A 12,677-nucleotide genomic window follows, 5' to 3' on the forward strand; every position below is an offset into this window, starting at 1 on the left:
AGTCGACAGTCGGCCTGGCAAAGGCTGAACTACCGACCTATTGTGCCGTCTGAGACCCGTGGCGAGTCTCATTACTCGCTAGCCCGCCACTCTCCCTGTAAACTGCGGGGGTTTTTCATTCCCCCAATCCGTTCGGAGCCATACATGTCCCGCGTTACCCTGAGTCGCTATCTGATTGAGCAGACCCGCAGCAACAATACCCCTGCCGATCTGCGCTTCCTGATCGAAGTGGTGGCGCGTGCGTGCAAGGAAATCAGCCATCACGTGTCCAAAGGCGCCCTCGGTGGTGTGCTGGGCAGCATGGGCACTGAAAACGTGCAGGGCGAAGTCCAGAAGAAGCTGGACGTGATTTCCAACGATATCCTGCTGGAGGCCAACGAGTGGGGCGGCCACCTGGCAGGCATGGCGTCCGAAGAAATGGACAACGCCTACCAGATCCCGGGCAAGTACCCTAAAGGCGCGTACCTGCTGGTCTTCGACCCGCTGGACGGTTCGTCGAACATCGACGTCAACGTCTCGGTCGGCACCATCTTCTCGGTGCTGCGTTGCCCTAACCAGTACCTGAGCCAGAACGAAAGCCTCAACGAAGAAGCCTTCCTGCAGCCAGGCACCGAGCAGGTCGCCGCCGGTTATGCCATCTACGGCCCGCAGACCATGCTGATCCTGACCCTGGGCAATGGCGTCAAGGGCTTCACCCTGGACCGTGAGCTGGGCAGCTTCGTCCTGACCCACGAAAACATCCAGGTTCCGGCAACCACCGCCGAGTTCGCCATCAACATGTCCAACCAGCGCCACTGGGAAGCCCCGGTGCAGCGCTACGTCGACGAGCTGCTGGCCGGTGAAACCGGTCCGCTGAAAAAGAACTACAACATGCGCTGGATCGCCTCGATGGTGGCCGACGTGCACCGCATCCTGACCCGTGGCGGCCTGTTCATGTACCCGCGCGACGCTCGCGACCCGAGCAAACCGGGCAAGCTGCGCCTGATGTACGAAGCCAACCCGATGTCGTTCATCATCGAACAGGCTGGCGGCGCCTCCACCAACGGTTACGATCGCATCCTCGACATCAAGCCACAGAGCCTGCACGAGCGCGTGTCGGTCATCCTGGGCTCGAAGGAAGAGGTCGAGCGCGTCACCGCCTATCACAAGGAGTAAGTCATGCTCGCACCTTGGCAGCCGTTGCTGGAGTGGTGGTTCGGTTGGGGCACAAGCCCCCAGGCTGTGGCCGACGACAAGAGCGCGCTGTGGTTCGGCAAGCATCACGATGCCGAGGCCCAGGCGCTGTTTGGCGACCTGGTCGAGCATGCCCTGGCGGGCGGGCTCGAGGACTGGCAACAGAGCCCGCAAGGCTGGCTCGGCCTGCTGCTTTTGCTGGACCAGCTGCCGCGCATGATCTACCGCGACACGCCGCGCGCCTTCGAGGGTGACCGGCGTGCCCAGGTGGTGGCCATGCAGGGGCTGCAGAAGGACTGGGATTACCAGTTGCTGCCGATCCAGCGGGTGTTCGTGCTGCTGGTGCTGGAGCATGCCGAGGTGCTGGACTGGCAGAACCTGTGCGTCGAGCGTTACCAGGATCTGCTGGACGAGCAGCCCGAGGCCCATCGGCGCTTGTTCGAGGGGTTCCTCGACTATGCCGAGCAACATCAGCGGGTGATTGCCCGGTTCGGGCGCTTCCCGCACCGCAATCTGATGCTGGAGCGGCCGAGCACCAGTGAAGAGATGGACTTTTTGCTGGAGCCTGGGTCCAGGTTCTGAGATTCACAGGTTTTCCACGCAATCCTGTCATGACAAAAAACCGCCCCTGCAGCAGGGGCGGTTTTTTTTTTGCCGCCTTTGGCCACCCGACCAATGGTGTAGGTGGAAAGGGGGTAGGGCAGGGAACCAGGGAGGGATTTTCCCGTCGAAGGTCACTGCAGGCCACTCGCCTGTATCCCCTGTCCAGGAGTGTCCTTCATGTCGTTGCGTTCCCTCGCCCTGTTGTCCTTGTGCGTCGTTCTGACCGCGTGCAGCAAGATCAACCAGGAAAACTATTCCAAGCTCAAGGCCGGCATGAACAAGGCTGAGGTCGAGCAACTGCTCGGCACGCCTGCCGAGTGCTCCGGCGCGCTGGGCATGAGCAGCTGTACCTGGGGGGATGAAAAGAGCTTTATCAGCGTGCAATACGCGGCTGACAAGGTGCTGATGTATTCAGGGCAGGGCCTCAAATGAGGCGTCTGCACCTGCTGTTGGGGTTATGCCTGGTCATGTTGCTGGGCGGCTGCGCCAGCTCCGCCCATGATCCGCTGACGCCGAAAACCGCCGGCAATGTCGACCTCAAGCGCTACCAGGGCAAATGGTACGAGTTGGCGCGCCTGCCGATGCGTTACCAGCAAGGCTGCGAGCAATCCGAGGCGCACTACAACCTCAAACCAGACGGTACGCTCGGCGTGCTCAATCGCTGCCGCACGATCGGTGACGAATGGTTGCGCGCAGAAGGGCATGCCGGCATCCAAGAGCCGGGGCATACCGACAAGCTATGGGTCGAGTTCGACAACTGGTTCACCCGACTGGTGCCGGGCGTGGCCAAGGGCGAATACTGGATTCTGTACGTGGACGAGCGCTATCACACCGCGATCGTCGGCAGCCCGGACCGCAAGTACCTGTGGATCCTGTCACGCACACCCAGCCTGCCGGCCTGGCAGCGCGAGAACTTGCTGTCCAAGGCGCGGCAGCAGGGCTACGACACCAATCGGCTGATCTGGCGCACGTCTGACCAGCAGATCGTCAAGTCTCATTGATGGCGTTCACGCTGTCGGTGTAAGGAGCAGCACAAGGCTGCTCCTACCCTCAACTCAGCAATTGGCGCAGTACTTCGACGAACGCCCGCGCGCTTTCCGCTTCCTGCGCATGCCGCCCTTGGCGCACGACCCACTGCCCGTTGACCATCACATCGCGCACCTGGCGGTCCCCGCCAGCGAACAACCAGCGGTTGAGAATGGCATCGCCGTCTGCCATTGCGATGTACGGGTCCTGCCCATCGAGTACCAGCCAGTCGGCCCGCTTGCCCACCGCCAGCTCGCCGACGGCTTGCCCGAGCGCCTGGGCACCGCCGCTCAAGGCCGCGTCATACAGCGTGCGCCCGACCATCGGTTGGTCGCCGCGGTACAGCCGGTTGCGGCGCTGATCGCGTAGCCGCTGGCCATACTCCAGCCAACGCAGCTCTTCCACCACGCTGAGCGACACATGGCTGTCCGAGCCAATGCCCATGCGCCCACCCTGAGCCAGGTAATCCACCGCCGGGAAAATGCCGTCGCCCAGGTTGGCCTCGGTGGTCAGGCACAACCCAGCCACCGCGCCACTGCGGGCCATGGAGGTGACTTCATCGGGGGCGGCGTGGGTGGCGTGTACCAGGCACCAGCGCGCGTCCACCGCGACATGCTCGTACAGCCACTGCAGCGGGCGTCGGCCGCTCCAGGCCAGGCAGTCGTCAACTTCCTTCTGTTGTTCGGCAATGTGGATGTGGATCGGGCTGTGCGGGTTGCCGGCCTCCAGCACACGGGCGATCTGCCCTGGGGTGACCGCGCGCAACGAGTGGAAGCACAGGCCCAATTGCTGTGCCGGCTGCGCGGCCAGCAGCGGCGCGAGTTGTTCCTGCAGGCGCAGGTACTGCTCGGTGGAGTTGATGAACCGCCGTTGCCCGTCGTTCGGTGCCTGGCCGCCAAACCCGGCATGGCTGTACAGCACGGGCAGCAGGGTCAGGCGAATGCCGCTGCTGGCGGCCGCCGCGCTGATGCGCCGGGACAGCTCGGCGGGGTCGGCGTAGGCCTTGCCTGCCTGGTCGTGGTGCACATAGTGGAATTCGGCGACCGAGGTATAGCCGGCCTTGAGCATCTCGATGTACAGCTGGCGGGCGATGACCTGCAGTTGCTCGGGTGTGATCTGGCCCACCAGGCGATACATCAGGTCACGCCAGGTCCAGAAACTGTCGTTGGGGTTGCCCGCCACTTCCGCCAGCCCCGCCATTGCGCGCTGGAAGGCATGCGAGTGCAGGTTGGGCATGCCGGGCAGCAGCGGCCCGGCCAACCGCTCGGCGCCTTCGGCCGAAGCATCGGGCTCGATGCGGGTCACGTTGCCGTCGCTGGCGACCTCGATTCGGACATTGCAGGCCCAGCCATTGGGCAGCAGGGCGCGTTCGGCGAAGTAGGCGGACATCGGTGAAATCCTGTTATTGTTAACTTGTATATACATATACAGGCGTTTGCCTGCCGGGTAAACTGCGGCAAGCTACCGCTCATTCAATCGCACAAGGATCCAACGCCGTGCCGACACCTCCTGTCTCCGCGCTGGTTGCCCAGATGGGCGAGGGCCCGGCGCCGCTGTACGCGCGGGTCAAACAGATGATCATCCAGCACATCGACAACGGCAGCTGGCCGCCCCATCACCGGGTGCCCTCGGAGAGCGAACTGGTCAGCCAGCTGGGCTTCAGCCGCATGACCATCAACCGCGCCCTGCGTGAGCTCACCGCCGAAGGTTTGCTGGTGCGCATGCAAGGGGTCGGCACGTTCGTCGCCGAACCCAAGAGCCGCTCGGCGCTGTTCGAAGTCAACAACATCGCCGACGAGATCGCCGGCCGTGGCCACCAGCATAGCTGCCAGGTAGTCACCCTCGCCGAGGAAGCGGCCGGCTCCGAGCGTGCGCTGGCGCTGGACATGCGCGAAGGGCAGCGGGTGTTCCATTCGCTGATCGTGCATTACGAAAATGGCATCCCGGTGCAAATCGAGGACCGCTATGTCAACGCGGCGATCGCACCCGATTACCTCAAGCAGGACTTCACCCGGCAGACGCCTTACGCCTACTTGTCCCAGGTTGCGCCATTGACCGAGGGTGAACACGTGGTCGAGGCGATTCTGGCCGAGCCGCACGAGTGCCAGCTGCTGCAAATCGAGCGGGGCGAGCCCTGCCTGCTGATTCGCCGCCGCACCTGGTCCGGTCGCCAGCCGGTGACTGCCGCGCGGTTGATCCACCCCGGTTCCCGTCATCGCCTGGAAGGACGTTTCAGCAAATGAGCCAGTTGAAGTTGTTGCGTGCGCAGGACTACCCGCGCATGCCGTGGAAGAACGGTGGCGGCTTCACCGAGGAAATCACCCGTGACAGTGGCGAGGGGCTGGAGGGGTTCGGCTGGCGTCTGTCGATTGCCGACATCGAAGAATCAGGCGGTTTCTCGTTGTTCGCCGGCTACCAGCGGATCATCACGGTGCTGCAGGGCGATGGCATGCGCCTGCTGGTCGATGGCCAGGCCAGTCGGCCGCTGTTGCCGTTCGATGCTTTCGCGTTTGCCGGCGAGAGCCAGGTCAGTTGCAACCTGCTGGGCGGGGCGATTCGTGATTTCAACCTGATCTATTCGCCGCAGCGCTATCGGGCACGGTTGCAGTGGTTCGATGGCACCAGCCGGCTGTTCAGTTCGGCGTCGACGGTGTTGATTTTCGCGGCCAGCAGCCAGGTCGAGGTGGCTATGGCGGGGCGTGAGACTCAGCGATTGGGGTTGTATGACTGCCTGCGGCTGGAAGGTAACGAGGCGCTGTTGGGGTTGGATATTCAGGGGCGGTTCTGCCTGATCGAGCTGACTGCGCACTAATCTCATTGTTGTGAAACAGGGGGCCGCATAGCGGCCCCTTTGCATTTGAGGAAGGAAAATATTTTGGTTGTCCATGCTTGTACATACAAGTAAAGGTGTGTTTGTATATTGGCCACGACACACCTGCCCGCGGACGACCGCAGAGGACCCTTCCCGTGACCGACAACAACAAATACCGTGACGTTGAAATCCGTGCCCCACGTGGCAACAAGCTGACCGCCAAAAGCTGGCTGACCGAAGCGCCGCTGCGCATGCTGATGAACAACCTCGATCCGCAGGTCGCGGAAAACCCGAAAGAGCTGGTGGTCTACGGTGGTATCGGCCGTGCCGCCCGCAACTGGGCCTGCTACGACAAGATCGTCGAAACCCTGACCCGCCTGGAAGACGACGAAACCCTGCTGGTGCAGTCGGGCAAGCCGGTCGGCGTGTTCAAGACCCACAGCAACGCCCCCCGCGTACTGATCGCCAACTCCAACCTGGTGCCGCACTGGGCCAACTGGGAACACTTCAACGAACTGGATGCCAAGGGCCTGGCCATGTACGGCCAGATGACCGCCGGCAGCTGGATCTACATCGGCAGCCAGGGCATCGTCCAGGGCACCTATGAAACCTTCGTCGAGGCCGGCCGCCAGCACTACGGTGGCAGCCTCAAAGGCAAGTGGGTACTGACCGCAGGCCTCGGCGGCATGGGCGGCGCTCAGCCACTGGCCGCAACCCTGGCCGGCGCCTGCTCGCTGAACATCGAATGCCAGCAGAGCCGCATCGATTTCCGCCTCGAAACCCGCTACGTCGACGAGCAGGCCACCGACCTCGACGATGCGCTGGTGCGCATTGCCAAGTACACCGCCGAAGGCAAGGCTATCTCCATCGCCCTGCACGGCAACGCCGCTGAAATCCTGCCGGAGCTGGTCAAGCGTGGCGTGCGCCCGGACATGGTCACCGACCAGACCAGCGCCCACGACCCGCTCAACGGCTACCTGCCAGCCGGCTGGACCTGGGAGCAGTACCGCGACCGCGCGCAGACCGAGCCGGCTGCAGTGGTCAAGGCCGCCAAGCAGTCCATGGCCGTGCACGTGCAGGCCATGCTCGACTTCCAGAAGCAGGGCATCCCGACCTTCGACTACGGCAATAACATTCGCCAGATGGCCAAGGAAGAGGGCGTGGCCAACGCCTTCGACTTCCCAGGCTTCGTACCGGCCTACATTCGCCCGCTGTTCTGCCGTGGCGTAGGCCCGTTCCGCTGGGCTGCGCTGTCTGGCGAAGCCGATGACATCTACAAGACCGACGCCAAGGTCAAAGAGCTGATCCCCGACGACGCCCACCTGCACCGCTGGCTGGACATGGCCCGCGAGCGCATCAGCTTCCAGGGCCTGCCGGCGCGTATCTGCTGGGTTGGCCTGGGCCTTCGCGCCAAGCTGGGCCTGGCGTTCAACGAAATGGTCCGTAGCGGCGAGCTGTCGGCGCCGATCGTGATCGGCCGCGACCACCTGGACTCCGGTTCGGTATCGAGCCCCAACCGCGAAACCGAAGCCATGCGTGACGGCTCCGACGCCGTCTCCGACTGGCCGCTGCTCAACGCCCTGCTCAACACCGCCAGCGGCGCCACCTGGGTTTCGCTGCACCACGGCGGCGGCGTCGGCATGGGCTTCTCGCAGCACTCGGGCATGGTCATCGTCTGCGACGGTACCGATGAAGCCGCCGAGCGCATCGCCCGCGTGCTGACCAACGACCCAGGCACTGGCGTCATGCGCCACGCCGACGCCGGTTACGACATCGCCGTCGATTGCGCCAAAGAGCAAGGCCTCGACCTGCCAATGATCACGGGCTGATCGCTGCACTTTGAGAGATACTGAACAACAAGAAGGGGCCCGCGGGCCCCGACAGAATGGAGTAGCGAAGTGACTGAACTGACCCTCAAGCCTGGCACCCTGACCCTGGCCCAGCTGCGCGCGATCCACGCTGCACCCGTGCGCCTGCGCCTGGATGCCAGCGCCGACCAGCCGATCAACGACAGCGTTGCCTGCGTCGAACAGATTCTTGCCGAAGACCGTACCGCCTACGGCATCAACACCGGTTTCGGCCTGCTGGCCTCGACCCGCATTGCCAGCCACGACCTTGAAAACCTGCAGCGCTCGCTGGTGCTGTCCCACGCCGCCGGTATCGGTGCGCCGCTGGACGACGACCTGGTGCGCTTGATCATGGTGCTCAAGATCAACAGCCTCAGCCGTGGTTTCTCCGGCATCCGCCGCAAGGTGATCGACGCGCTGATCGCCCTGGTCAACGCCGAAGTCTACCCACACATTCCGCTCAAAGGCTCGGTCGGCGCTTCCGGCGACCTGGCACCGCTGGCGCACATGTCGCTGGTACTGCTCGGCGAAGGCAAGGCGCGTTACAAGGGCCAGTGGCTGTCGGCCACCGAAGCCCTGGCCATTGCTGGCCTAGAGCCGCTGACCCTGGCCGCCAAAGAGGGCCTGGCGCTGCTCAACGGCACCCAGGCGTCTTCGGCCTACGCCTTGCGCGGTCTGTTCTACGCCGAAGACCTGTACGCCGCCGCCATTGCTTGCGGTGGCCTGACCGTGGAAGCGGCGCTGGGCTCGCGTTCGCCGTTCGATGCACGGGTGCATGCCGTGCGTGGCCAGCGTGGCCAGATCGACACCGCCGCGTGCTTCCGCGACCTGCTGGGTGAAACCAGCGAAGTCTCGCAATCGCACAAAAACTGCGACAAGGTCCAGGACCCGTACTCGCTGCGCTGCCAGCCGCAGGTCATGGGCGCCTGCCTGACCCAACTGCGCCAGGCCGCCGAAGTGCTGGGCATCGAAGCCAACGCCGTGTCGGACAACCCGCTGGTGTTCGCTGCCGAAGGCGATGTGATCTCGGGGGGCAACTTCCACGCCGAACCTGTGGCCATGGCTGCTGACAACCTGGCCTTGGCCATCGCCGAAATCGGCTCGCTGAGCGAGCGCCGCATTTCGTTGATGATGGACAAGCACATGTCCCAACTGCCGCCGTTCCTGGTGGAAAACGGTGGGGTCAACTCCGGCTTCATGATCGCCCAGGTGACCGCTGCCGCGCTGGCCAGCGAGAACAAGGCCCTGTCGCACCCCCACAGCGTCGACAGCCTGCCCACCTCGGCCAACCAGGAAGACCACGTGTCGATGGCCCCGGCCGCCGGCAAGCGCTTGTGGGAAATGGCCGAGAACACCCGTGGCGTGCTGGCCATCGAATGGCTGGGTGCCTGCCAGGGCCTGGACCTGCGCAAAGGGCTGAAGACCTCGGCCAAGCTGGAGCAGGCGCGTCAGGCGCTGCGCAGCGAAGTGCCGCACTATGACCGCGACCGGTTCTTTGCGCCGGATATCGAGAAGGCCGTCGAGCTACTGGCCAAGGGTAGCCTGACCGGGCTGCTGCCGGCTGGGGTTCTGCCTAGCCTGTAATGCCTTGGGGCCGCTTTGCGGCCCATTCGCGGGACGAGCCCGCTCCCACAGCAGCCCCACAGATTTCAGACCTGTGTCGTTCCTGTGGGCGCGGGCTTGCCCCGCGAGTGGGCTGCACAGCAGCCCCCTCGATCTCACGACCACAAAAACAAAATTAGGACGTGACATGCAACAAGCTCAAGGTCTCAAGCGCGGGCTATCGGCCCGGCACATCCGTTTCATGGCGCTCGGCTCCGCTATCGGTACCGGGCTTTTCTACGGTTCCGCCTCGGCCATCCAGATGGCCGGCCCGGCCGTGCTGTTGGCCTACCTGATTGGCGGCGCCGCCGTGTTCATGGTCATGCGCGCCCTCGGCGAGATGGCCGTGCACAACCCGGTCGCCGGCTCGTTCGGCCACTACGCCACGACCTACCTCGGCCCCATGGCCGGCTTCATCCTCGGCTGGACCTACGCCTTCGAAATGGTCATCGTCGCCATCGCCGACGTGACCGCCTTCGGGATCTACATGGGCTTCTGGTTCCCCGAAGTGGCCCGCTGGATCTGGGTGCTGGGCATCGTCTTCCTGATCGGCGGCCTGAACCTGTGCAACGTCAAAGTGTTCGGCGAAATGGAGTTCTGGCTGTCACTGCTCAAAGTTGGCGCCATCGTCGCGATGATCCTCGCCGGCCTCGGCATCATGGCCTTCGGCTTCAGCCAGGTGGGTACCGGGCATGCTGTCGGGTTGAGCAACCTGGTCGAGCACGGCGGCTTCATGCCTAACGGTGTCAGCGGCCTGATCGCCTCCTTCGCGGTGGTCATGTTCGCCTTTGGCGGTATCGAAATCATCGGTGTGACCGCCGGTGAGGCCAAGGACCCGCAGCGCGTCATCCCTAAAGCGATCAACGCGGTGCCGCTGCGTATCCTGCTGTTCTACGTGCTGACCCTGTTCGTGCTGATGTGCCTGTATCCGTGGCCGCAAATCGGCAGCGAGGGCAGCCCGTTCGTACAGATATTCAGCAACCTGGGGATCGGCTCGGCGGCGGCAGTGCTCAACGTGGTGGTGATTTCCGCTGCGATTTCGGCCATCAACAGCGACATCTTCGGCGCAGGCCGCATGATGTATGGCCTGGCTCAGCAAGGCCACGCCCCGCGCGGTTTCAGCAAGCTGTCCCGGCACGGCGTGCCATGGATGACCGTGGTGGTCATGGGCGCGGCGTTGCTGATCGGCGTGCTGCTCAATTACCTGATCCCGGAAAACGTGTTCCTGCTGATCGCCTCGATCGCCACCTTCGCCACCGTGTGGGTATGGCTGATGATTCTGGTCACCCAGGTTGCCATGCGCCGCAGCATGAGCCGCGAAGAAGCCGCCCAGCTGCAGTTCCCGGTACCGTTCTGGCCCTATGGCCCGGCCATGGCCATCGCGTTCATGGTGTTCATCTTTGGCGTGCTCGGTTACTTCCCTGACACCCAGGCCGCCTTGCTGGTCGGTGTGGTCTGGGTTGTGTTCCTGGTCGCGTCCTACCTGCTGTGGTGCAAGCCGCGGGCAGGTCAGGGCAAGGCGGCGCAGGCACAGGCCGAGCTGCATCGCTAGTACAGGAGATTGCATATGAGAACCCTCTGGCAGCACTGCCATGTGGCAACCATGGTTGACGGCCGCTACTCGATCATCGAGGACGCAGCGATCGTCACCCGTGGCGGGCTGATCGAATGGATCGGCCCACGCAGCGAGCTGCGGTCGGTCGAGGCTGATCGTACGGTGGACCTAGGCAACGCCTGGGTCACCCCCGGCCTGATTGACTGCCACACCCACGCCGTGTTTGGTGGCAACCGCAGCGGTGAGTTCGAGCAGCGCCTGCAAGGCGTGAGCTATGCCGAAATCGCCGCGCAAGGCGGGGGCATCGCCAGCACCGTGCGGGCGACCCGCGCGGCCAGCGAGGATGAGCTGTTCGCCAGTGCCCGCCAGCGGGTCCAGGCGCTGATGCGCGACGGCGTGACCACGCTCGAGGTCAAGTCCGGCTACGGCCTGGACCTGGCCAATGAGCGCAAGATGCTGCGCGTGGCCCGGCGCCTGGCCGATGAGTTGCCCGTTGCCGTGCGTGCCACTTGCCTGGCCGCCCACGCCCTGCCGCCGGAGTACGCCGGCCGGGCCGACGACTACATCGCGCATATCTGCGATGAGATGCTGCCTGCCCTGGCCGCAGAGGGCCTGGTGGATGCGGTGGATGCGTTCTGCGAACACCTGGCGTTCTCCCCGGCCCAGGTCGAGCGGGTGTTCATCAAGGCGCATGAGCTGGGCCTGCCGGTAAAACTGCATGCCGAACAGCTGTCGTCGTTGCACGGCTCCAGCCTGGCGGCGCGCTACCAGGCGCTGTCGGCCGACCACCTGGAATTCATGACCGAGGAAGACGCCATTGCCATGGCCGCGGCAGGTACTGTCGCGGTACTGCTGCCGGGCGCTTTCTACTTCCTGCGCGAGACCCAGTTGCCGCCGATGGAGGCCTTGCGCCGCCACGGGGTGAAAATTGCTCTGGCCAGTGACCTCAACCCCGGCACCTCGCCAGGGCTGTCGCTGCGCCTGATGCTGAACATGGGTTGCACATTGTTCCGCATGACTCCCGAAGAAGCGTTGGCTGGGGTTACCACCCATGCCGCCACGGCGCTTGGCCTGGGCGACAGCCACGGCTCGCTGGCAGCCGGCAAGGTGGCCGACTTCGTCGCCTGGCAAATCGAACGCCCCGCCGACTTGGCCTACTGGCTGGGCGGCGACCTGCCCAAGCGCGTGGTGCGCAAGGGCCATGAAATTTCCAATTGAGCGAGGCGTAATGGACAAGGTACTGAGTTTTCACCAAGGCCGCTTGCCCCTGCTGATCAGCATGCCCCACGCCGGGCTCGGTCTGACCCAGGCTGTGCGTGAGGGCCTGGTAGACCAGGCGCAGAGCCTGCCCGACACCGACTGGCACATCCCGCGTCTGTACGATTTCGCCCGTGAGCTGGGCGCCAGCGTGGTGGCAGCGGAGTATTCACGGTTCGTCATCGACCTGAACCGCCCGGATGACGACAAGCCGCTTTATGCAGGCGCCACCACGGGGCTCTATCCAGCCACCCTGTTCGAGGGTGAGCCGCTGTTCAAGCCAGGCAAGGCGCCGTCCGCCGATGAGCGCAAGCACTACTTGGAACAGATCTGGCGGCCGTATCACCAAACGATCCAGCGTGAGCTGGCGCGCCTGCGCGAAGAATTCGGTTACGCCTTGCTGTGGGATGCCCACTCGATCCGCTCGCAGATCCCGCACCTGTTCGAGGGCAAACTGCCGGACTTCAACCTGGGCACCTTCAACGGCGCCAGTTGCGATGCCGAGCTGGCCGAGCGGCTGCGTGGCGTTTGTGCGCAGGCGCAGGGTTACAGCCATGTGCTGAACGGCCGCTTCAAAGGTGGCCATATCACCCGTCATTACGGTGATCCGGCCAATCACATCCACGCCGTGCAGTTGGAGCTGGCGCAGAGCACGTACATGGACGAAACGGAGCCCTTCGCTTACCGTGATGACTATGCACAGCCGACCCAAGCCGTGTTGAGCCAGTTGCTGGCGCAGGTGCTGGCATGGGGCAGGGAACGCTACGGTCGTTAGGCTGCATCCCAGCGCCTGCGCGGTAAT

Annotated in this window: 12 protein-coding genes; 11 read left to right on the forward strand and 1 reads right to left on the reverse strand. The window is 64.1% G+C overall.

The annotated features are described in order from the left end of the window. Positions 1 to 144: 144 nt before the first annotated feature. From OGV19_RS25710 to OGV19_RS25725, 4 genes are all read left to right on the forward strand, one after another. Positions 145 to 1,155, forward strand: a complete 1,011-nt coding sequence (locus OGV19_RS25710) for a class 1 fructose-bisphosphatase (RefSeq protein ID WP_264311231.1) — start codon at positions 145 to 147, stop codon at positions 1,153 to 1,155. Positions 1,156 to 1,158: 3 nt separating this feature from the next. After that, the gene (locus tag OGV19_RS25715; RefSeq protein ID WP_264311232.1) at positions 1,159 to 1,755 is read left to right on the forward strand and encodes a DUF924 family protein; all 597 of its coding nucleotides are present in this window, start codon (positions 1,159 to 1,161) and stop codon (positions 1,753 to 1,755) included. Positions 1,756 to 1,953: 198 nt separating this feature from the next. Next, the gene (gene bamE, locus OGV19_RS25720) at positions 1,954 to 2,208 is read left to right on the forward strand and encodes an outer membrane protein assembly factor BamE domain-containing protein (protein WP_008094623.1); all 255 of its coding nucleotides are present in this window, start codon (positions 1,954 to 1,956) and stop codon (positions 2,206 to 2,208) included. Further along, positions 2,205 to 2,777: a lipocalin family protein gene (locus OGV19_RS25725; protein WP_264311233.1), complete on the forward strand. Its 573-nt coding sequence runs from the start codon at positions 2,205 to 2,207 to the stop codon at positions 2,775 to 2,777. Before bamE ends, OGV19_RS25725 begins: the two co-directional genes overlap by 4 nt. A gap of 49 nt (positions 2,778 to 2,826) precedes the next feature. Here OGV19_RS25725 and OGV19_RS25730 read toward each other — a convergent pair whose 3' ends face one another. Next, positions 2,827 to 4,191: a formimidoylglutamate deiminase gene (locus OGV19_RS25730; protein ID WP_264311234.1), complete on the reverse strand. Its 1,365-nt coding sequence runs from the start codon at positions 4,189 to 4,191 to the stop codon at positions 2,827 to 2,829. A 143-nt stretch (positions 4,192 to 4,334) separates the two neighbouring features. Between OGV19_RS25730 and hutC the strand changes: the two genes are divergently transcribed. The 7 genes from hutC (at position 4,335) to hutG (ending at position 12,650) form a co-directional block, all read left to right on the forward strand. Next, positions 4,335 to 5,045 (forward strand): histidine utilization transcriptional repressor HutC, encoded by a 711-nt coding sequence (hutC, locus tag OGV19_RS25735; RefSeq protein WP_264314006.1) that lies wholly within the window; start codon positions 4,335 to 4,337, stop codon positions 5,043 to 5,045. Then, positions 5,042 to 5,614: a HutD/Ves family protein gene (locus OGV19_RS25740; protein ID WP_264311235.1), complete on the forward strand. Its 573-nt coding sequence runs from the start codon at positions 5,042 to 5,044 to the stop codon at positions 5,612 to 5,614. Before hutC ends, OGV19_RS25740 begins: the two co-directional genes overlap by 4 nt. Before the next feature lie 155 nt (positions 5,615 to 5,769). Beyond that, positions 5,770 to 7,443, forward strand: a complete 1,674-nt coding sequence (gene hutU / locus OGV19_RS25745; protein ID WP_264311236.1) for a urocanate hydratase — start codon at positions 5,770 to 5,772, stop codon at positions 7,441 to 7,443. Positions 7,444 to 7,512: 69 nt separating this feature from the next. Continuing rightward, positions 7,513 to 9,045 carry a histidine ammonia-lyase gene (gene hutH, locus OGV19_RS25750; RefSeq protein ID WP_264311237.1) on the forward strand — a complete coding sequence of 511 codons (1,533 nt, stop codon included), beginning with the start codon at positions 7,513 to 7,515 and terminating at the stop codon, positions 9,043 to 9,045. Positions 9,046 to 9,211: 166 nt separating this feature from the next. Continuing rightward, positions 9,212 to 10,615: an L-histidine transporter HutT gene (locus tag OGV19_RS25755; RefSeq protein ID WP_264311238.1), complete on the forward strand. Its 1,404-nt coding sequence runs from the start codon at positions 9,212 to 9,214 to the stop codon at positions 10,613 to 10,615. Positions 10,616 to 10,630: 15 nt separating this feature from the next. After that, entirely contained in the window at positions 10,631 to 11,836 is a 1,206-nt protein-coding gene (gene hutI / locus OGV19_RS25760; RefSeq protein ID WP_264311239.1) for an imidazolonepropionase, read from the forward strand. Positions 11,837 to 11,846: 10 nt separating this feature from the next. Further along, the gene (hutG, locus tag OGV19_RS25765) at positions 11,847 to 12,650 is read left to right on the forward strand and encodes an N-formylglutamate deformylase (protein ID WP_264311240.1); all 804 of its coding nucleotides are present in this window, start codon (positions 11,847 to 11,849) and stop codon (positions 12,648 to 12,650) included. The last annotated feature ends 27 nt before the right edge of the window (positions 12,651 to 12,677 follow it).

The sequence above is a fragment of the Pseudomonas putida genome (assembly GCF_025905425.1).
Classification (GTDB): Bacteria; Pseudomonadota; Gammaproteobacteria; order Pseudomonadales; family Pseudomonadaceae; genus Aquipseudomonas; species Aquipseudomonas putida_AF.

Bases quoted from the DNA above. Each gene is read 5' to 3' on its own strand.
- hutI (WP_264311239.1), top strand. From the start codon at position 10,631: ATGAGAACCCTCTGGCAGCACTGCCATGTGGCAACCATGGTTGACGGC.
- OGV19_RS25755 (WP_264311238.1), top strand. From the start codon at position 9,212: ATGCAACAAGCTCAAGGTCTCAAGCGCGGGCTATCGGCCCGGCACATC.
- OGV19_RS25710 (WP_264311231.1), top strand. From the start codon at position 145: ATGTCCCGCGTTACCCTGAGTCGCTATCTGATTGAGCAGACCCGCAGC.
- OGV19_RS25715 (WP_264311232.1), top strand. From the start codon at position 1,159: ATGCTCGCACCTTGGCAGCCGTTGCTGGAGTGGTGGTTCGGTTGGGGC.
- OGV19_RS25740 (WP_264311235.1), top strand. From the start codon at position 5,042: ATGAGCCAGTTGAAGTTGTTGCGTGCGCAGGACTACCCGCGCATGCCG.
- OGV19_RS25730 (WP_264311234.1), bottom strand. From the start codon at position 4,191: ATGTCCGCCTACTTCGCCGAACGCGCCCTGCTGCCCAATGGCTGGGCC.
- hutG (WP_264311240.1), top strand. From the start codon at position 11,847: ATGGACAAGGTACTGAGTTTTCACCAAGGCCGCTTGCCCCTGCTGATC.
- hutC (WP_264314006.1), top strand. From the start codon at position 4,335: ATGGGCGAGGGCCCGGCGCCGCTGTACGCGCGGGTCAAACAGATGATC.
- OGV19_RS25725 (WP_264311233.1), top strand. From the start codon at position 2,205: ATGAGGCGTCTGCACCTGCTGTTGGGGTTATGCCTGGTCATGTTGCTG.
- bamE (WP_008094623.1), top strand. From the start codon at position 1,954: ATGTCGTTGCGTTCCCTCGCCCTGTTGTCCTTGTGCGTCGTTCTGACC.